Annotated in this window: 15 protein-coding genes; 9 read left to right on the top strand and 6 right to left on the bottom strand. The window is 36.7% G+C overall.

Going from position 1 to position 20,251, the window contains the following annotated elements; genetic code table 11:
- Window positions 1-59: 59 nt before the first annotated feature.
- On the top strand, window positions 60-1,559 hold the full coding sequence (locus ICJ84_RS00745; RefSeq protein ID WP_241748653.1) for an aminotransferase-like domain-containing protein: 1,500 nt from the start codon (window positions 60-62) through the stop codon (window positions 1,557-1,559).
- A 51-nt stretch (window positions 1,560-1,610) separates the two neighbouring features.
- Here ICJ84_RS00745 and ICJ84_RS00750 read toward each other — a convergent pair whose 3' ends face one another.
- Together ICJ84_RS00750 and ICJ84_RS00755 are read right to left on the bottom strand one after the other, a co-directional pair.
- Window positions 1,611-3,062 carry a flotillin family protein gene (locus ICJ84_RS00750; RefSeq protein ID WP_188214450.1) on the bottom strand — a complete coding sequence of 484 codons (1,452 nt, stop codon included), beginning with the start codon at window positions 3,060-3,062 and terminating at the stop codon, window positions 1,611-1,613.
- Window positions 3,063-3,066: 4 nt separating this feature from the next.
- Window positions 3,067-3,645, bottom strand: a complete 579-nt coding sequence (locus ICJ84_RS00755) for a hypothetical protein (protein ID WP_188214451.1) — start codon at window positions 3,643-3,645, stop codon at window positions 3,067-3,069.
- Between the two features lie 273 nt (window positions 3,646-3,918).
- Between ICJ84_RS00755 and ICJ84_RS00760 the strand changes: the two genes are divergently transcribed.
- From ICJ84_RS00760 to ICJ84_RS00775, 4 genes are all read left to right on the top strand, one after another.
- Window positions 3,919-5,712 (top strand): M61 family metallopeptidase, encoded by a 1,794-nt coding sequence (locus tag ICJ84_RS00760; RefSeq protein ID WP_188214452.1) that lies wholly within the window; start codon window positions 3,919-3,921, stop codon window positions 5,710-5,712.
- Window positions 5,713-5,795: 83 nt separating this feature from the next.
- Window positions 5,796-6,365, top strand: a complete 570-nt coding sequence (locus tag ICJ84_RS00765) for a DUF2975 domain-containing protein (RefSeq protein WP_188214453.1) — start codon at window positions 5,796-5,798, stop codon at window positions 6,363-6,365.
- 2 nt (window positions 6,366-6,367) lie between these two features.
- A complete protein-coding gene (locus tag ICJ84_RS00770; protein ID WP_188214454.1) occupies window positions 6,368-6,574 on the top strand; it encodes a helix-turn-helix domain-containing protein in 207 nt (68 codons plus the stop codon).
- Between the two features lie 37 nt (window positions 6,575-6,611).
- A complete protein-coding gene (locus ICJ84_RS00775; protein ID WP_188214455.1) occupies window positions 6,612-7,061 on the top strand; it encodes a DUF3157 family protein in 450 nt (149 codons plus the stop codon).
- On the opposite strand, the gene ICJ84_RS00780 is transcribed toward ICJ84_RS00775, so the two are convergent.
- The 4 genes from ICJ84_RS00780 to ICJ84_RS00795 all read right to left on the bottom strand — a co-directional run bounded on the left by ICJ84_RS00780 (window position 7,053) and on the right by ICJ84_RS00795 (window position 15,828).
- Complete coding sequence (locus tag ICJ84_RS00780) at window positions 7,053-9,086, bottom strand: beta-N-acetylhexosaminidase (protein WP_241748654.1); 2,034 nt, start codon at window positions 9,084-9,086, stop codon at window positions 7,053-7,055. The genes ICJ84_RS00775 and ICJ84_RS00780 overlap by 9 nt on opposite strands.
- 7 nt (window positions 9,087-9,093) lie before the next feature.
- Complete coding sequence (nagB, locus tag ICJ84_RS00785; protein WP_188214456.1) at window positions 9,094-11,019, bottom strand: glucosamine-6-phosphate deaminase; 1,926 nt, start codon at window positions 11,017-11,019, stop codon at window positions 9,094-9,096.
- A 118-nt stretch (window positions 11,020-11,137) separates the two neighbouring features.
- Complete coding sequence (locus ICJ84_RS00790) at window positions 11,138-12,733, bottom strand: RagB/SusD family nutrient uptake outer membrane protein (protein ID WP_188214457.1); 1,596 nt, start codon at window positions 12,731-12,733, stop codon at window positions 11,138-11,140.
- Window positions 12,734-12,738: 5 nt separating this feature from the next.
- Window positions 12,739-15,828, bottom strand: coding sequence for a SusC/RagA family TonB-linked outer membrane protein (locus ICJ84_RS00795; RefSeq protein ID WP_188214458.1), 3,090 nt, complete (start codon window positions 15,826-15,828; stop codon window positions 12,739-12,741).
- Window positions 15,829-16,067: 239 nt separating this feature from the next.
- Here ICJ84_RS00795 and ICJ84_RS00800 point away from each other — a divergent pair, with 239 nt between their 5' ends.
- From ICJ84_RS00800 to ICJ84_RS00815, 4 genes are read left to right on the top strand one after another with little or no spacing between them, the layout of a single operon-like run.
- Window positions 16,068-17,108: a sensor histidine kinase gene (locus tag ICJ84_RS00800; protein ID WP_241748655.1), complete on the top strand. Its 1,041-nt coding sequence runs from the start codon at window positions 16,068-16,070 to the stop codon at window positions 17,106-17,108.
- Complete coding sequence (locus ICJ84_RS00805) at window positions 17,105-17,827, top strand: LytR/AlgR family response regulator transcription factor (protein ID WP_188214459.1); 723 nt, start codon at window positions 17,105-17,107, stop codon at window positions 17,825-17,827. The genes ICJ84_RS00800 and ICJ84_RS00805 overlap by 4 nt, the downstream gene beginning before the upstream one ends.
- Window positions 17,828-17,838: 11 nt before the next feature.
- Window positions 17,839-18,936, top strand: coding sequence for an acyltransferase family protein (locus ICJ84_RS00810; protein ID WP_188214460.1), 1,098 nt, complete (start codon window positions 17,839-17,841; stop codon window positions 18,934-18,936).
- A gap of 54 nt (window positions 18,937-18,990) precedes the next feature.
- Entirely contained in the window at window positions 18,991-20,247 is a 1,257-nt protein-coding gene (locus ICJ84_RS00815; protein ID WP_188214461.1) for a Y-family DNA polymerase, read from the top strand.
- The last annotated feature ends 4 nt before the right edge of the window (window positions 20,248-20,251 follow it).

Consider the following 20,251-nt stretch of genomic DNA (forward strand, 5'->3'; position numbering starts at 1 on the left):
GTTTAAATTTAAAAACAGTGCAAAAGTCGTAACTTAGCGGACTATTAAAGTAGTCCAGTTTGAAAACATTAAATAGTCCGGTTGAGAGTCTTTTTGAAAAACTTGTAGTTTTTGATAAATTGTTATCAAAGCCAGTTTATATGCAGGTTTCCGAACAAATTATTAATTTAATTCAGCGAGGATATTTATTAAAAGGAACATTGTTACCCGGAACACGTAGTTTAAGTCAGTTGCTAAAAGTTCATAGAAACACCGTGGTTGCTATTTACGATGAACTGGCTTCACAAGGCTGGGTAGAAATTTTACCCAACAAAGGCACGTTTGTTTTGGTGCCCGAGCAGCGAACAGCTAAAATTACTGCTCCAACACAGCAAATCGATCAGGCGTATACTTATTCAAAAACCACAGGGTTTCCATTTCAAAAAGCTTTGCATTTGGCATCAACTTCTCAAATAACAAGAGCAAGTTATAGTATTAATGATGGGAAACCCGATTTGCGATTGCACCCTATGCATCAGTTTTCAAGATGGTTTAGTGCGGCAATGAAACGTAAGTCGTTAATCACTAAGTGGCATCGAATAGGAGAGCATACCCATTCTATTTTTGAGCACGAGTTGTGTAATTATTTAAATGCGACCAGAGGTTTTCGTATTCAACCCGTAAATATCATCAATACCCGAAGTACAGAAATGAGTTTGTACATCGTATCTCAGTTACTTATAAAACCAAAAGATGTGGTTTTAGTGGGTCAGTTAAGTAATTATGAGTCGAATATGATTTTTCAGCAAACAGGAGCTTTGATTAAAACTGTTCCGATAGATTCCGATGGATTGGATGTTGATTATATTAAAGCTCACTTTGTAAAAGGAAGTATTCGCTGTTTGTATGTTTGCGCGCAGCGCGATTACCCAACAACGCGAACGTTGAGTGCTGAGCGTCGTTTAAAGTTGTTGCAACTGGCAAAAGATTACGGATTTGCGATTATTGAAGACGATTATGATTATGATTTTCAGTATGAAGGTTCCGCTATGTTACCTATGGCTAGTGCCGATGCCAATGGTATGGTGATTTATCTAGGTAAGTTGGGACAGTCGTTATTTCCGAGTTTCCAAACAGGCTTTGTAGTAGCGCCTGAGAATTTAATTTCTGAAGCAAAAAATTACCTGCAATTGCTCGATAAACAGGGCGATTTAATTCAGGAGCAAATGTTAGCCGAGTTAATTCATGAAGGTGAAATTTCCAGACTAATTAAGAAGAATATTTTAGTTTATAAGGAACGATGCAATGTTTTATGTAGAACGCTTAAAAAGTATTTTGGAGATAAGATTACTTTTGAAATACCTTCGGGAGGCCTGGCGTTGTGGTTACAGTTTGAACCTAAAATCTCTTTAGTAAAACTCACTGAAGAAACTGAAAAATTGGATTTATTCATTCCGAAAATCATTTTATATCAGGATAAAAATACCTGTGCTGTTCGTTTTGGATTTGGTCAGCTAAATGAAGAAGAGATTGAAGCGGTGGTTGAAAAGCTGTATTTGGGTTATAGTCGTTTAGGATAAATAAAGCCCCATTAGTTTATAATGAGGCTTTTAAAAATAAAAATTTAAGTTTTACTCTTTATCGTCAGAATTGTCTTCTATATTAGAAACATCTTCGGCTTGACTTATTGTTGATTCTGATTTCACTTCAACATCTTTTCCTTTTAAATATTCCGGTAATTGCATACCGGCCATATTAAACATGTCCTGTAATGGCGGTACCGATTTATACATGCCCGAAAGGAAATTTGCGGTAGACGATTTACCGTCTTTACTTGTGCTTCCATTATCCCAAACCGTAACTTTATCAATCTTAATGTTTTTAATGGCTTCAGATTGTAATTTAACAAGTTCAGGAAGTTTGTCGGCAATTAATAATAACACAGCATCTCGGGAGTTATTACCGGCAGCTTTAACAATTTCATCAAGACCAGCAGCTTGTTTAGTAAGGACTTCGTAAATACCTTGCGCTTCAGCCTGTGCTTTAAATAAAATGGCATCGGCTTCCCCTTTGGCACGTCTTCTAATACGTTCAGCATCTGCTTCAGCATCGATTTCAACTTTCTTTTTATCAATTTCAGCGGGTACAATAACGTCTGCCATTTGTGATGAACGCTCACGTTCTGCTCTGGCAGTTTCAGCTAATTGTTCGGCAGCATAAGCTTCTTCTAAAGCTTTTGCACTTTGTACTTTTTCTGAAGCGATAGCCACACGCTCAGCTTCCGCCTCTCGTTGACGACGTAAGGAATCGGAATTTGCAACTGCAATTTTAGCGGTATTTTCACCTTCTACAGCCTGTGCATTGGCTGCAGCAACCTGTGTTCTTTCATCTTGTACAGCGTTAGCTTCACCAATCGAACCGTCTCTGTTTTTTTCGGCAACCGATTTACGAGCGGCGTTAATAGCGTGAGCAGCAGCTTCTTTACCTAAAGCTTCGATATATCCGGACTCGTCAACAATATCGGTAATATTTACGTTAATGAGTTTTAACCCCACTTTTTTAAGTTCAGATTCGACACTCTGCGAAATGTTGGTTAAGAATTTATCTCTATCGGAATTAATTTCTTCAATATCCATAGATGCGACCACTAAACGTAACTGACCGAATATAATTTCTTTAGCTAACTCTTGAACATCGTTCATTGATAAACCTAATAAACGCTCGGCTGCATTTTGCATAATACCTGGTTCGGTAGATACACCAATGGTAAAACGCGAAGGTACGTTAACACGAATATTTTGTTTAGAAAGCGCGTTAACCAGATTAACTTCAATGGAAATAGGTGTTAAATCCAGAAACTCATAATCCTGAATGACCGGAAAAATAAAAGCGGCACCACCATGAATACACTTGGCCGATTGTCCGCCGGCAACCTTACCGTAAACCACTAAAATACGATCGGAAGGACAGCGTTTGTAACGGCGAACAAGCACGATGAAAAATACAAAAATGAACATGATGGCTGAAATGACAACCATGGGAAGCCCTAAGCTAAAAGCTTCTTGAGTAATAAGTGTTAGCATTAAATTAGTTATTAAGTTGTTCTACAATTAAAATTCCGTTATCGGTAACATCTTTTACTTTTATAACAGTTCCCGATTTTAAGTTAGTTTGTGAGTCGGTTAAGGCTTCAAGCTCTCTTAAAGCGCCTTGAATTCTTACGTGGGCTTTCCCGATAGATGAACGGTTAGCTCCAATGGTCAGGTATACTTCTCCAACAGCACCAATGGCATTTTTAAAGTTTAGCGTGCCGCTGTGGTTTAGTTTGCGCATATAATAAAACATGGCAGCCATAATAGTCATCATTAATAAACCGGCGATTAAGGAAATGATTATGGTTAATGGTTTCGATAAATTACCGTCGATACATGCTATACCACTCCACCCGAAAATGGTAAAGAATCCTATCAGGTTTTTAAAGGTGATAAACTGAAAGCCAATGCCTGTATCTGTTTCTATTTCGGCATCTGTTTCAAGTTCCAAACTATCTGAATCGCCTCCAATAAAGGTGAGCACAATCATGATGATAAAAATAAGCGAAGCAATTAGAGCAATCCCCCAATAAATTTGAGGAAAAAGCTCAAGACTATAAAACCATTCAGTCATAATAAAAAGGTTTAAATTTTATGATTTCAATATAAAACCTTTTTACGGGTTTATATTACTTTTTTGAAAGTAAAATCGACAAGAATTTCATGAGATTTCTATGTCTGATAATCAACAGGTTCTTAATGAGTTTAATAGTTGATAATAAATTTTACCTTTCAGTTTATATGTAGGTTAAATCGGTAAATTGTTACATAAGAGGGATTATTTTCGATTTTTATAGAAATTGTTGCTGATTCAAAAATGTTATCTTAGTCGTCTAAATCATTAATAATGCGTAGAATTCTTTTTGTCTTCCTTTTTGTTTTTAGTAGTTTAAGTATCACAGCACAAGTTGCTTCAACCTATACCATTTCCTTTGAAAATGCCGCACACCATGAAGCGGTTGTTGAAGCGGATTTCACCAATTTAAAAGAGAAAACTGTCGAGTTTAGAATGAGTAGAACGTCGCCTGGGCGCTATGCCTTGCATGAATTTATGAAAAATATTTATGATGTTAAGGTAACCGATGGCAAAGGAAATGCATTAAAAACCTCAAGACCCGATCCGTATTCATGGACGGTTTCTGAACATGACGGAACGATAAAAGTAAAGTATATTTTATTTGCAAATCGAGGAGGAGGAACCTACTCTCAAATTGATGACACGCATGCGCATTTAAATATGCCGGCGACGTTTATTTATGTGCCAGAATTGGAGGATAAACCCATGGAAGTGACTTTTAAGGTTCGTGAAGATTTAAATTGGAAAGTTGCGACCCAATTAAAACATGTGGAAGGACATACGTATTATGCTAAAAACTTGCAGTATTTTATGGATAGCCCAACGGAAGTGAGCCATTTTAGTAAACGTTCATTTCAGGTTAACGGACAAACCATTCATTTTGTATTGCATCATAACGGAACCGAAGCCGAACTTGATGAATATTTTAGTCGCGTTAAAAAAATTGTTCTCGAAGAAGAGCAGGTGTATGGCGAATTGCCAAAATTCGATTATGGAGAATATACCTTTTTAGTGTGTTATATTCCAAATGCGTCTGGCGATGGTATGGAGCACAGAAACTCAACCATTGTTACGAATACCAGAAGCTTAGCCGATGGTGGCATGGATTCTAATTTAGGAACAGTTGCTCACGAATTTTTTCATTGCTGGAATGTCGAGCGTATCCGTCCCGATGCTCTAGAACCGTTCAATTTCGAAGAGACCAATATGAGTGGGGAGTTATGGTTTGCTGAAGGGTTTACCAGTTACTACACGAATTTAACCTTATGCAGAGCAGGATTAATGAGTGAAGAGAAATATGTTAAAAGTATCACAGGAACGTTTAATTACGTATGGAATTCTCCGGCAAGACAGTTTTTCAATCCTATTGAAATGAGTTACCAGGCACCATTTGTTGATGCTGCACGATCGGTAGATCCAGTGAATAGAGACAATACGTTTATTTCTTACTATTCATATGGGAATATGCTCGGACTTGCTTTAGATTTATCGCTTCGCCAAAACGGATTGAATCTGGATGATTATATGAAATTGGTCTGGAAGAAATATGGAAAACAGGAAAAGCCATATACCGTTGAAGATTTACATAATACCTTAAATGAATATGCAGGAGAAACTTTTGGTTCGCACTTTTTTAAAAATTATATCTATAAAAGTGGTATGCCAGATATGAAGATGCTATTAAATTCTGTTGGAGTGTCTTTAACTCAGAACTTAGACAAACCTGATTTTGGAGGCCCGGTTAATGATGAAGGCTTTATTTCTAAAAATACTATTATAGGGACAGCAGCCTATAACGCTGGTCTGGAAGAAGGTGATAAAATTTTAAAAGTTATCGGAACGGATTTTACATCTTCAAACGATTTCAATGCATTAATAAATAGTTTAAAGCCTAACGATATCATTACTATAGAATATGAACGTTTTGGTTTGCCTAAGCAAACCAAGGTGACTTTATTGCCAAATACAACTTATAGTTTAAACCTCTTTGAGATTAACAACCAAAAGTTAAGCGTCAAACAAAAAGCCGCCAGAAAGGCGTGGTTGGGGTCTAAACAGAAATAGAAATACTTCTTCTTCAATAAATTATTATTGTTTTTCAATAATTTTATTATATTTGTTATTGTTAAACGATAATGATATTTGCTATGACAAAAAATGTTTTGCTTAAAATGACCATTGCGATATGTAACATTTTAAAAAGTCTTTTAGTTTTTTCTTTTTTAGGATTAACATTTCTATTCATTTATATCCAAATAGATAAAAGCCCATTTGATAAAGGAACATTTAATTTTGAAACCAACTCAGGGGGGTATAGTCTGATAACTAAATGGAAAGATAAGTCAGTTGAGGACTATAGTCAGATTTATAAACTCAATAAAATAAAAACGACCTCTTTGTACATAATGTACTTAAAAATGACAGGAATCTTGGTTGTTTTGTTTTTCTGTATAAAAGAATTTTTAAAAGTTATTAAATCTGTAAAGAAAGTTGAAACATTTGGTTTGGGTAATGTGAAATCATTTAGGAGAATAGGTGTGCTGATTTTGATTTATTCTTTTTTAACGAGTTATTATTACATTGGTTTTGAACAGGGAGGAATAAGTAAACTTTCAATTCCATTTGTGCCTCTTTTTTTGGTGTTACTATCATTTGTAATGGCAGAAATATTTAAAGAAGGTGTTTTATTGAAGCAAGAAAACGACTTAACCATATAAATATGTCTATAGTAGTAAATTTAGATGTTGTGTTGGCTAAGCGCAAAATGAAAAGTAAAGATTTGGCTGAAATTATTGGAATTACTGAAGCTAATCTCTCTATTTTAAAATCAGGCAAGGCTAAGGCTATTCGTTTCTCAACGTTAGAAGCCATTTGTAAAGCTCTAAAATGTCAACCAAGTGATATTCTGGAATATGTTGAAGATTAAATTCGTATTTTTGATCATATTCAATCTAAAATATCTTATGAAATCAATAGTTTTTCTTTTATTATTTTTTATCACGTCTGCTACTTTTGCTCAAAATAATTACATTGTTAAAACGGAAGACGGTCGCAGAGTGTTGCTAAAAGCTGATTATACCTGGGAATATATTGATGCCGTTCCTAAAGAGGGAAATAAAATAGATATTAATCATGCGGTAGCAAAGTCAGACGATGCATGCAATCTAGGATCCGATTATGAAGAACCTAAGCTAAATGGTAAAATTCAGTCGCAGTTAAAGAAAGGTAGAGCGACTATTGATGATGTTAAGGCTAAAGTAGCAAAGGACTATAACTGTGCAGTAGAAGAGGTTATTTTATTATCTGCCTCAGAGCAAAAATCTAAAGGCAGATATCAATTTTGTGCTAATGGCAAAAAGGTCGATTATAAGCGAACAGGATTTACCATTATTGAAAATGGCAAGTTATTTTAAGGCTTCAAATAAGTTTTCCATATCGTTTGCAATAACCAATTCTACATCGGCAAAAGGCTGTTTTAAAGTTTCCAATTGAGTTTTGAAGTTTTGCATGTCTTTCTTCGATATCTTTTCATTTTGAATACTTTTCAATAAGAATTTAGAAACCTCCGATAGATTATAGGATAATGATTCCAGAAGCGCTAGCTTAGGGTTTTTATCCATTTTTTGAAAAGCTTTATGATTTTTTGCCCAAGTTTCTAATAGAGAGATAACATCCGATTTGTGTTCTTCGGAAAGTGATATGGTGTAATTTTTAACGACCTGTTTAAATTTCAAAGCATCCTTAGCATCTACATTACAGGCATCGGCGAATAAGGTGAAAGGGGAGAAGGTTTTATATTCTGTGCCACCTTCATTTCGGCTGTAAATTTTAAGCGGTTCACAAACGTTGGATAAGACTTCCAAAGCCGAAATATCCTGATTGTTGCTTAGATTTCTTAAAATCACATTTTTGTTTCTAATATGGGTAATGCCAACCTCTTCCAGTCTGTAATTGATAACTTCTAAGCGTTTAAGCATATTGTCAATATCGGTAACTTCTTTTGGTGACCATAAGCGTTCTGCTATGGCAGCGGTTCGTGGCCAGATTCTGGAGTCAATCGTTAATGGGGTTACCAATTCGCTCCACATGGTTACTTCGCCACCTAAAATGCGTTTGCGTTCTTCAGGCGTTAATTCAATATTCCCAATAGGTTCGGTTAGGTAATGTTTTACCACCGATTCCATGCGGTCTATGTAAAACCCGTTAGATAAAATTGTGTTATAGCCTTTTTTTGCTGCCTCAATTAGTGTTCCTCCTTTAGGTAAGCCTTCATGTTCCCCTCTCCACGAATGAATGATTGCCGTTTTAGGTATGTTTGGTGTCATGATTTCATCCCAACCCACCAGTTTTTTATCTAGTTTATTCAGAATTTGTTCTAATCGAATATTGAAGTACGTTTGTAAATCGTGATTGGTAGCAAGATTATGTTCTCTTTTAAACTTTTGAATATCTTCATTAGCATCCCAGTGTTTACCTTCGTTTTCGTCACCGCCAATATGAAAATAACTATCAGGAAAAAGAGGTGCGATTTCAGTAAACAGATTTTCTAAAAACACATAAACAGCTTCATTTGTTGGGTCTAAAGTCGGGTCGAATACCCCAGAAAAGCGTTCAATTTTATAAGTAGCTCTGGGTTTGCTTCCAAGTTCAGGATAGGCGGTTAAAATGGCTGTAGCGTGACCAGGAACATCAAATTCCGGAATCACCCGTATGCCAAGAATAGACGCATACTCTACAATTTCTTTGATTTGTTCTTGTGTGTAATATAATCCGTCTGAGGCTAGTTTGTGTAATTTAGGATAGGTTTTTGATTCGATTCTAAAACCTTGGTCGTCGGTTAGATGCCAGTGAAATACATTCATTTTAACTGAAGCCATAGCATCCAGATTACGTTTTATCACGTCGATTGGATGGAAATGTCTTGAGACGTCAATCATTAAACCACGCCAAACAAAACGGGGGGCATCGGAGATGGAAACACCGGGTAGATAGTATTCAGAATCGTTATTCGTTAGTAATTGTAAAAGGGTTTCCAGCCCACGAATAGCCCCAACATCTGTATGGGCAACAAGTCTTACTTTATTAGACTCTACATCTAATTGGTAAGACTCGTCGTCTTCAATGATTAACTCAGCAGATTTTTGATATGAAATTTGAATAGGTGCCTGTTCTTCATCGCTTAAGGGAACTGCAAAACCATGACTTAAAAACACTCCACTTCGGTTGGATAGTCGTCTTAAAAAAGATGTTACCGCATGTTGAAGCCGTTTTGGGTCTTCTCCGTCAATGGAAACCGTTAGGTTTTCATTGATAATGAAACGTTGATTGTTTTCCTGTATCGATTTTGGCCAGGGCATTAGATTGAAGTCTGTTTTTAAATCGGATTGTCCAAAACAATTTAATGCGGCAAGGCAAAGTATGGCAAGTAATCTATTCATAGTTATTTTAAAAATGGTAGCGTTTAAAGGCTTCGATAGCGGCATATTCAGCTAAGCCTAAATCATTGTATTTTTTTGCGGTCAGGCGATTGCGATCTTCAGCGCGAACCCAGAATTCTCTTGAATCGTCACCTTGAAACATCACACCGTCCTTTTGCGATTGGTGATAGAAAATAGCATGACGTTTTTTAAGCACCTGATCGGGACTCATAGGAATCGCCATGTCTATTTCGTAGGATTCCCATTCATGCCATGCACCACGATAGAGCCAAACCCAGCAATTGTTCATATAAGGTTCGGTTTTTAATTCATCTAATGCCATAAATAAGGCATTTAAACACACACGGTGTGTACCATGCGGATCGGCTAAATCGCCGGCAGCATATATTTGATGCGGTTTTATGCTTTCAATCAGGTTACACATGATACTGATATCAGCTGAAGTTAAATGCCCTTTTTTAATGGTTCCGGTTTCGTAAAACGGAAGGTCTAAAAAGTGAACATTGTCATCTTTTAAGCCTAAATATCGCGTAGCGCCAAGAGATTCACCTCGACGTATTTTTCCTTTTAAGTTTCGTACTTCCAAGCAATCGATATCACTTTCTCTTTTTGTTTTCAGGTAAGAAATGATTTTATCTATTTCTGCATTCGGTTCAAAAAGACTAGCAATTTCAGCAAATTTTAAAGTCTCTTCATCCGAAACAGCAATGTTTCCAGAAGTCTGATATGCCACATGTACGTCGTGACCTTGCTCCACAAGGCGATCGAAAGTACCACCCATAGAAATGACATCGTCGTCGGGGTGTGGGCTAAAAATGATGATGCGCTTTTTTTCTGGTGTGGCGCGTTCAGGACGGTACGTATCATCGGCATTAGGTTTTCCTCCGGGCCATCCTGTAATTGTATGTTGAAGTTGATTAAACATTTTAATGTTTAAATCGTAGGCCGTGCCTTCTTCGGTTAATAAACCGGACATGCCATTATCGTTATAATCTTTATCAGTTAGTTTTAAAATAGGTTTATTCAGCAATTCGCTAAGCCAAACCACGGCTTTTAATTTTAAAGTGTTGGTCCATAAGCAAGAGGTCACTAACCAAGGGGTTTTTACACGAGTTAGTTCTAAAGCTGCTTCATGATCTAAAACAAAAGTGGTGTTATGGTGTTCCTGTAAATAGGTTGCAGGAATATTTGGAGTTATTTCGCCTTCAATGGCTTGCTGAATAATTTCAGCTTTGTTGTTTCCCCAGGCTAATAAAACAATGCGTTTCGCACTTTTAATGGTTCCAATACCCATAGTAATCGCTTTACGTGGGACATTATCGATTCCTAAAAAAGCAGAGGCTGCGTCTACTCGAGTAATATGATCTAAAGTGATGCTTCGTGTTCCGGAGTTGAGGTGCGATCCGGGTTCATTAAAACCAATATGGCCTGTACGTCCGATTCCTAAAAGTTGAAAATCTAATCCGCCATAGAATTTAATTTTCATTTCATAATCAATACAGAATTGATACAGTTCGTCGGTAGGTACTTTGCCATCAGGAATATTGATGTTTTCAGAAAGGATGTCGATATGATTGAACAGATGTTCATGCATAAAGTAGTAATAACTCTGAATATTGTTTTTATCCATTGGATAATACTCATCCAGATTAAAGGTAACCACATTTGAAAAGCTTAAGCCTTCTTCTTTGTGCATTCGAACCAATTCTTCATACACTTTTACGGGAGAAGATCCAGTGGCTAAACCAAGAATACAAGGCAATCCTTGCGATTGTTTATCCCGAATTAAGGTTGCAATTTCTTGGGCAACAATAGTTGAAGCTTCAAGAGAAGATTCGAAAATTACATTGTGTATTTTTTCGAAGCGTGTTTCTTCAAACTTTCCAGCCTCTCGGTAGGCTATGCTTTTATAATCAGTAATCTCTACTTTCATGTTTATGTGATTTTAAAAGCAAGCAGAACCGAGTTCTGCTTGCTTGTGAAGAGCAAATTCGAATAAGAACGCCCTAACCTAAACTAAACCAAAAAATATATGTGTGTATATGTAAGTTTTAGAAATTGGCAGCACCGGTATCCCACCAAAGTCTTGTGCCGCCGTTATCAGGACCACTTAACATTCCTACAGCAGCGTCGACGTTCGCACCATTGGTGTTTTTTTCGACATCAACAAAATTGATTCTACGAATTTGAATATCGGTATCTATCGTACCACCACTGTTATTTATGACAACCGGGAATACTTTTGGATAGCCTGTTCGTCTGAACTCACTCCATGCTTCTTGCCCATCAGGGAACATGGCAATCCACTTTTGAGTGATTATTTGCTCCAGTTTTTCTTCGTTAGTTCCAGCGTCGTTAAATGCAATGGTAACATCACTTGGATACGCGTAGTCGTTATCAGTATTTAATGAATCAACGAAGTCTGCCGGTGTACTTGTGCTATCGGCTAAATAAGCATCTACACCGCCAACTCCAAATTGAGAAAATGAGGCTTTAACACCCATTTCGTAATTTGTTTTTGCATCGCCTGCGCCTGCCCATCCACGTAAAGCGGCTTCTGCTTTCAAAAAATAAATTTCGGCAGCTGTCATCCAGATTTTATCAGTGCCTTCTACCACCTGACCAATGGTTGAGTGGCTACCGTATTGCGATTTGGCTTCAATTTCTATCCCTTGACGAATCCCCTTGTAATCTCCTAAAGAGGCATCAGCAGGAGCATTGAAGAATTTTTCAATTCGACCATCATTAAATCCTTTTAAAATAGATTCCATTTCAGCACTCATACAGATATCTCCCCAAACATTACTGATGGTATAAACAGGGTGAACGAATCCGCCCATATCAACTAACATGTTTTCTGTTTCCATCAATCCAGCACTGCTTGATAAAGATTTTTCTCCTTCAGCTTTTGCTAAAGTCGCATCAACTTTAGAAACACGAATCGCTAAACGCAAACGTAATGAGTTAGCGAACATGCGCCATTTGGAAATATCACCACCTAAAGACGATTGATCGAAAGGGATGAATTGTGCATCGCCTTCATAAGCTTCGAGACCGTCGATGGCTTCCCCTAATTCAGCAAAGAAGGTTTTATAAGCCGTTTCCTGAGAATCGTATTCGCCAGTTGTAGCAAAATCGTTGAACTTTGAATATCTGATTGGTCCGAATACATCAGAAATTCGATGCATAGCCATGACTTTAATAATGTTTCCTAAGAAAACGAATTTCTCTCCGGAAGGATCGCCTGTTAACTCAACCATTTGTGAAATATCTCTGGCGTAAGGCATAACTCCGTTACCATTTTGAGAATCGTAAGCATCAGCCCAGATAAAGCCATTCCAGCCGTTTACCAAAGCATAAGTTTGATTGTTAATGTTACCAGCAAATGGCGTTGGAGCTGTCATATAACCGGAAAAGATATCGGCATTCAGGTTTTGTTGTAATTGGTAGTTCCATGCTGGTTCTACGCGAATCACATTTGAGAACATTGGAGCAAAATTAGAACCGATATGATTGTTTTGTTGTGTTAACCCTCCAATCAACTCTTCACCGTAAGGATCGGTATTTAAGTCTTCAAAGTGGTCAGTACAATTTGTTAAGCTTATGGCTACAACCGAAGCCAGAGTATATTTTAATATATTTTTCATTTGTCTTAGAAATTTATGTTAATGTTTAACCCTACGCTTCTTGTAGAAGGCTGGTTATAAATATCTACACCTTGTAATCCTAAACCGGTACTTGCTGCAATATTTGGATCGAAAGGAGCATCTTTGTAGAAGAAGAACAAGTTGTTAGCTATTAATGAGAAATTGATGTTGTCTATAAATTTGCTCTGACCCAAGATTAATTTATAACCTATAGAAAGTTCTCTTAAGCTTACGTTAGTCGCATCGTAAACATATTCACCTAACATACCAGCTCTACCACCAATGGCATTGTAGTATTCTTGTGCTGTAATTTGAGAAGCATTTCCTGCTTCGTCAACCACATTAATCATACCACCGTTAGCATTTCTGGCATCGGTAGTAGCTTGAGATACACCATAGTAGTCATTTACAGCTTCAGTAACACTCATAACATCACCTCCAAATTTCCCGTCGATTAAGAAATTGAAATTGAAGTTACCTATCGTAAAGTTATTATTCCATCCTAAAGTAAAATCTGGTTGTGCATGAGCTACAGTTTCAAAATCCGTAGACATTAAAGCTCCAGAATCGTTGATGACAGGAGTTCCGTTTTCATCTCTAACTAAAGAACGCGCTTTAATACTACCAAAGTCTTCTCCTTCTATTAATGAGTACTCATAGCCGTTTACACCACGAGCTGTAATAATCGCATCGCCATTTTGTAACGCTGGGTGAACAGATACTACTTTATTGTCGTTTTGAGCAAAGTTAAATGCTGTATCCCAGTTAAAGTTTTCTCCAGCTACAGGTTTTCCGTTAAGCACAATCTCGAAACCTTTATTGGTAATTTCACCAGCATTAACAATGTTTTGAGAATATCCATAAGGATTTGGTTCTGCTTGAATGTAGAAAATCTGGTTTGTGGTTTTCGTATCGTAGTAGGTGAAATCGAATCCTAAGCGATTACCAAAGAAACGCCACTCGGTACCAAACTCTAACGATTGTTGTAGCTGAGGTTTTAAAGTTTCCCCTTCTTTAGGGCCAACAGATGGTTTAAGAATATTAGAAGATGTTGCACTAATCTGGTATAGTGGGATAGTAGCGTAGTTAGGGATATCGGTTCCTACTTCAGCATACGATACTCTTGCTTTGGCAAAAGAAATAGCTTTAGGAAGCGTTACCATATCACTGATAATACCAGTTAAACCAACAGAAGGGTAGAAGAATGAGTAACTGTCTGTAAGAGCTAATGTTGAGGACCAGTCGTTTCTTCCGGTTACATCTAAAAATAATAAGTTTTTATAACCGAAGTTTACAGAAGCAAATACCGACTGCATTTCTTTTCTTCCAACACTTTGAGCAATATTGTTTGTTGTAGCAAAGTTTGCAATAGTAAAGTAGTTAGGATATTTAAGTCCAACACCATCACGACCAGAATCTAAAAGAATTTTATCCCCAATAGTGTATTTTGTTAAACTGGTCCCTAATAATCCTGTAAAAGAAAAATCATCTCCAAAATCTTTGTTATAGTTAGCAATGAAATCCACATATTGTTGGTTGTTTTCGGTTTTTTCTAGAATGTATCTTCCGTTATCACCAGAGTTTACAGGGTCTGTTCCTGCGTATTGTTTTTTCTCGTAGGAAAAGAATGATTTGTCATAACTTGCTCTAGATTGTAAAGAGAATGCATCGGTAATTTGATATTTAAGCGAAGCGTTAATTAAAACGCGTTGTGCAATATCTTTACTTGGGGTTCTGTAAGCTAACCAATATGGGTTTTGTTGGATGTTTTCATCGAACGACGTGGCATACTGATCCATTTGGTTTAGAGAGGTGTTGAAATATTCAAATTTGTTTTTGTAAATATTTCTGTCAATACCCACAGGGTTTAGGTAATGACCAGTTAACGGGTTGGCATATAATCCATTTGTAGGACGGTTCCAGATACGTTGATCTGATAAGTTAACGCTTGCCGATACGTCTATTTTATCATTTAAAAATTTAGCCGTTTCTCTTAAAGTGATATTGTTTCTTGTCAATCGGTTTTCAGGAATAACCCCTTCACCAATCGTATTAGCATATGATAAGTATGTTTGTGCCTTTTGGTTACCCGCAGTTAACGATAAAGCGTTAATTGAAGTAAATCCTGTATTAAAGAATGATTTTGCATCATTACTTAATCCAGATGTTTTTGCTCCCCAAGATTTAGGATCAGTGATATTTCCGTTTTCAGCAATTGCCTGTCCAACAGAATTGCTTTGGTATTCTGATTGTAGTTTAGGTAAAGACATTACATTATCAGCTGTAAAACTGGAGTTGATGTTTACCGATAAAGCTCCTTCTTTACCTTTTTTAGTCGTAATTAAAATCACCCCGTTAGCACCCTGGCTTCCGTAAAGTGCCGATGCTGAAGCTCCTTTTAATACCGTCATACTTTCGATATCATCAGGATTGATTAAGGACATTGCGTCACCTCCGTCTCGGTTACCTGTCTGGCTACCAAAAATATCGGTACCAGGTTCATTTCCGTTAGCGCCGTTACCACTGTTTAATACGGGAATACCGTCAATTACGTAAAGCGGATCGTTGTAAGTTGTAGAGGCATTACCCCTTAAAACCACTTTGGTCGCTCCACCTAAACCAGATGAACTTCTGGCAATGGTAACTCCGGCAGATTTACCAGATAAACTGTTAATAGGGTTGGTTTGCTTAACACGAGTCAGCTCTTCACCACCCACTTCTTGAGCAGAATAGGTCAGGGCCTTTTTCTCTTTTTTAATCCCTAATGCGGTTACAACAACTTCTGCAAGTTGTTCGTTGTCTTCAGCAAGCTGAACATTGATTGTGTTAGAATCGGCAACAGTTATTTTCTCTGTGGTCATTCCTAAAAAAGAAAATGTTAACACATCGCCTGCTTTTGCCATAATGGTGTAGTTTCCATCAAAATCGGTAAGTGTACCTTTCGTTGTGCCTTGAATAATTACGTTACCTCCGGCAATAGGCATACCGTCCGCTTTCGAGGTAACAATTCCTTTAATTTCCTTTTCCTGAGCAAATAGCTGTATGCTGAAGAATAAGAAGGAAAACAAGAGTGTCGTTTTTAAGTAATACTTCATAATTTGAATTGTTTAGTCTTGTTATTTGCTATCAATGTTATTTATTATAAAAATTGTTTTAAAAAAAAATATCTGAACTACATCATTTTACACATAGAAGACAGATAATTATCGATAAGTGATTTTGTGAATACAAACTCTTAATCAAATTATTGTTAATTAATTATTATATTCTTAAAATTGCTTTAGATAGTGTAAGCCTTTCGTCGATTTTTTAATAATAATTTAAACCAAGAACCTTGTTTAACTTTAAGATAAAGAATACCATTTCCCCTAAATATCATGTCCTTTTTTGGTTTGTTTACTTCATGTTTAATGTCGTAAGGTGGGGAAGTTACTTTAACGATTACTGGTATTCTATCAAGTCTAACCTTGTAGAATTCCCTATTCACATCATTGTGGTTTATATTAATATTTACTACTTAATTCCTCGACTCATACTAAAACGAAGGTATTTAACCTATGTGCTAAGTCTGGTTTTTATGTTGGCTATTGTGTATTTAGTTAGAACCGGTTTGAATTATGTGTTGGTTACCAAAGACATCTGGCCCGAAGCCGGTGGTACGGGGGAGTTTATGCAGCTTAATCATATCATCGCGGTTGTTTTAGGTGAGCTTTATGTGATTGGTTTTGTATCGGCGATAAAACTAGTCATCGATTGGAGTCTGGAAAAGCGCCGGAATGAGAAATTGGCCAAGCTTCAATTAAGTACCGAATTAAAATATTTACGAACTCAGATACAGCCGCATTTCTTTTTTAATACCTTAAACAATTTGTATGCATTAACGTTAAAGAAGTCTGATAGTGCCCCGCAAATGGTAATTAAAATATCAGACCTTATGCAATATGTGCTGTACGAAGTGAATAGCTCTAAAGCCGATTTGCTAGAAGAAATTAATCACATTAATACCTATATTGATGTGGAACGTCTGCGTTTTAATGAGCGTGTAGAATGTGAAATGGATATTATTGGCGACATTGAAGATGTTACGGTACCTCCCTTACTGTTTTTGACGTTCATCGAGAATTGTTTCAAACATGGATTAAAAGGTTGTGAAAACGTAAGGGTAAACATGAGTTTTGAAGTACTTAATAAAGACTATTTAGAATTTAAATTGTCGAATACATTTAATGCCAAATCTAATATAAACAACCAACAAGGTATTGGAATTGCCAATACCAAACGCAGGTTAAGCCTATTGTTTAACAGTGATTACGAGTTTAAAACCACTGTTGAAGACAATGTGTATAACTTGTATTTAAAAATACCTATTCGATGAAAATTAAATGCGTAATTATTGACGATGAAGCACTGGCTATTGAGGTGATAGAAGATCATTTAAAGAACTTCGATCATGTTGAAATCGTAGGCACGTTTACCAATCCGTTAAAGGCTTATGGTGTATTAGAACAGGAAAAAATCGATGTGGTTTTTCTCGACATCAATATGCCACAGCTTAATGGGTTTGCTTTTATCGAAAACCTGAGTTATAAACCGCATGTGGTTATAACCACGGCTTATAGAGAGTACGCCGTAAAATCTTTTGAACTCGATGTTTTAGATTATTTGGTGAAACCTATTCCGTTTAATCGGTTTTTAAAGACAATTAATAAAGTCTATCAGCAGGTATATCTAAATAGCACATCGACCGATATAGGCTTTCAGCAGGAACCACATCTCTTTTTAAAGGTGGGTAAAAAACTGGTGAAGGTAAACCTGAATGATATTCTTTATATTGAAAGTTTAAAAGATTATATCAAAGTCATTACTACACTGGGCGATTATGTTGTGCATAAATCTTTAACGGCCATTTCAGAAGAATTACCACAATCTAACTTTTTAAGGGTTCATAGATCTTATACAATTTCTATAAACAAAGTAAATTCGGTTGAAGGTAATATGATTGAAATTTCAAATCGAAAAATTCCTATCGGAAGAAATTATGTGAAAATAACTAAAGAACGCATACTGAATACAACAGAAGATACCGAAAATTAATTAGTAGCAACATGAATGTAAATCAGAGAATTCAATCGGTCGATATATTACGTGGTATAACCATTGTCGGTATGATTTTAGTGAATAATCCCGGTGACTGGTCGCACATTTATGCACCCTTGTCTCATGCCGAATGGCATGGTTTAACCCCAACCGATCTTATTTTTCCGTTTTTTCTTTTTATAGTTGGGATTTCTATTTTTTATGCATATAAGAGCAAACAACCAAATGCATCAACGTATAAGAAGTTAGGGCTGCGTAGCCTTAAATTAATAGGTTTAGGCTTAGTGCTTAAGGCGTTTACGCCGTTATTTCCTTTTGTTCAAGATTGGGAACATATCCGGTTTATGGGGGTTTTGCAACGTATAGGAATTGTGTTTTTTGTAACTGCGGTGTTGTATTTAAACTGTAACTGGAAAATGCTTTTAGGTGTCGCTGTAACTATTCTTTTAGGGTATTGGTTGTTGTTGGGTTTTGTACCCTTGCCAAATGGTATGGCACCTACATTTGATAGAGCCTCTAATAACTGGTCGAATTATATCGATTTACAGATTTTAGGAACACATATGTGGCAACCCGATTATGATCCCGAAGGTGTGTTAGGAACGGTATCGGCTATTGCAACCTGTATTTTAGGGGTTTTGGTAGGGAAGCTGCTTGATACGCCGCTTAAAAGCAAAACGAAAATTTTATTCCTAACAGGGGTTATTCTACTGACATTAGGTTATTTCTGGAATGCGTATTTCCCAATAAATAAAGCGCTTTGGAGTAGCAGCTTTGTGCTGGTTACTGCAGGTTATGGTACAGTTATCTTGGCTGTTATTTATTATATTGTCGATGTGAAACAATGGCATTTTGGGGCAGTATTTAAGCAGGTTGGCATGAATGCGATAACCATTTATTTTCTTTCAGAATTTATAGCCAAGAGTTTTTATTTAATTCCTGTAGGGGCAGATGCTAATGTGCATTCCTGGTTGTATAATACGTTTTTTAGTTTCGATGGTTTAGTAGCTAAACTCTCCTCGTTGTGTTATGCTTTGGTTATCGTTTTAATTTACGTTGGTTTAGGGACTTACCTTTTTAAAAAGAATATTTTCATTAAAGTTTAACATCACGAACGTATTTTTTGAGTTAGGACTAACAGAAATGACGTAAATTTACACATGTTTGCATTAGTCGATTGTAATAACTTTTACGCGTCCTGTGAACGGGTTTTTAATCCTAGTTTGCAAGGTAAGCCTGTTGCTATTTTAAGCAATAATGATGGTTGTGTGATTTCCAGAAGTGACGAAGCCAAGCAACTCGAACTTCCTATGGGCGCGCCTATTTTTAAATGGGAAGGCTTTTGCAAAGCGAACCATATTCAGGTGTTTTCTTCTAATTACCCGTTGTACGGCGATATGAGTAGTCGGGTGATGTCTATTTTACGACAATTTACACCCGATGTTGAGGTGTATAGCATAGATGAAGCTTTTCTGGAATTCAAGGGGTTTGAGTATTTCAATTTTAACGACTACGGCACTCAAATTCGAAAGCGCATTTTAAAATGGACAGGTATTCCTACCTGTGTGGGTATGGCGCCAACCAAGGCTTTGAGTAAAGTTGCAAATAAAATAGCCCGTAAATTTCCAGAACAAACCAAAGGCGTTTATGTTATCGATTCTGAAGAGAAGCGTATTAAAGCGCTAAAATGGATAAAAATTGAAGAGGTATGGGGAATAGGAAGACGATTGTCAAAGCGATTGAAACTTAAAAACTGCCATACAGCCTTGGATTTTGTGAATTTAGATGACGAATGGGTACGTCGAAATTTTTCAATCACCGAATGGAAACTGAAACAGGATTTAAAAGGCATTCCAGCTTTGCAATTAGATGAAATTAAGAATAAACATGCTATTGCAACCACAAGAAGTTTTGAATATACGTATTCCGATTTAGAGAATTTAAAAGAGCGCATTTCTACGTTTGCTACTAGTTGTGCCGAAAAATTACGAAAGCAAAAGTCGAGTTGTCACAGTATTTATGTAACGATAAGCAGTGACCGGCATAAAACAGATTTAGAGCAGCATAGAGCGGCGAAACAAATAAATCTAACATATCCCACTGATTCCAGTTTAATCATTAGTCAGGAAGCTGTAAAGGCTGTTGCCGAATTGTTTAAAAAAGGGATTAAATATAAACGCGCCGGAGTGATTGTTATGGGGTTGGTACCAACCGATAATCATCAGTTACAATTGTTTGAAACCGAAAACCCTAAACATAAGCCGTTAATGCGAGCCATCGATGGTTTAAATTTTAAATATGCGACCAATAAGGTAAAGCTGGCTAATCAGGATTTACAACGTACCTGGAAGATGCATCAGGAGCGATTGTCGCCTCGATATACCACCAATATTAATGATATAATTAAAGTAAAATGAATAC

The organism is Aestuariibaculum suncheonense, assembly GCF_014596935.1.
GTDB lineage: Bacteria > Bacteroidota > Bacteroidia > Flavobacteriales > Flavobacteriaceae > Aestuariibaculum > Aestuariibaculum suncheonense.

Excerpts from the sequence above, each read along its gene's own strand:
- ICJ84_RS00815 (WP_188214461.1), top strand. The coding sequence starts at position 18,991 with ATGTTTGCATTAGTCGATTGTAATAACTTTTACGCGTCCTGTGAACGG.
- ICJ84_RS00805 (WP_188214459.1), top strand. The coding sequence starts at position 17,105 with ATGAAAATTAAATGCGTAATTATTGACGATGAAGCACTGGCTATTGAG.
- ICJ84_RS00790 (WP_188214457.1), bottom strand. The coding sequence starts at position 12,733 with ATGAAAAATATATTAAAATATACTCTGGCTTCGGTTGTAGCCATAAGC.
- ICJ84_RS00760 (WP_188214452.1), top strand. The coding sequence starts at position 3,919 with ATGCGTAGAATTCTTTTTGTCTTCCTTTTTGTTTTTAGTAGTTTAAGT.
- nagB (WP_188214456.1), bottom strand. The coding sequence starts at position 11,019 with ATGAAAGTAGAGATTACTGATTATAAAAGCATAGCCTACCGAGAGGCT.
- ICJ84_RS00780 (WP_241748654.1), bottom strand. The coding sequence starts at position 9,086 with ATGAATAGATTACTTGCCATACTTTGCCTTGCCGCATTAAATTGTTTT.
- ICJ84_RS00770 (WP_188214454.1), top strand. The coding sequence starts at position 6,368 with ATGTCTATAGTAGTAAATTTAGATGTTGTGTTGGCTAAGCGCAAAATG.
- ICJ84_RS00750 (WP_188214450.1), bottom strand. The coding sequence starts at position 3,062 with ATGCTAACACTTATTACTCAAGAAGCTTTTAGCTTAGGGCTTCCCATG.
- ICJ84_RS00795 (WP_188214458.1), bottom strand. The coding sequence starts at position 15,828 with ATGAAGTATTACTTAAAAACGACACTCTTGTTTTCCTTCTTATTCTTC.
- ICJ84_RS00755 (WP_188214451.1), bottom strand. The coding sequence starts at position 3,645 with ATGACTGAATGGTTTTATAGTCTTGAGCTTTTTCCTCAAATTTATTGG.
- ICJ84_RS00765 (WP_188214453.1), top strand. The coding sequence starts at position 5,796 with ATGACAAAAAATGTTTTGCTTAAAATGACCATTGCGATATGTAACATT.
- ICJ84_RS00775 (WP_188214455.1), top strand. The coding sequence starts at position 6,612 with ATGAAATCAATAGTTTTTCTTTTATTATTTTTTATCACGTCTGCTACT.
- ICJ84_RS00810 (WP_188214460.1), top strand. The coding sequence starts at position 17,839 with ATGAATGTAAATCAGAGAATTCAATCGGTCGATATATTACGTGGTATA.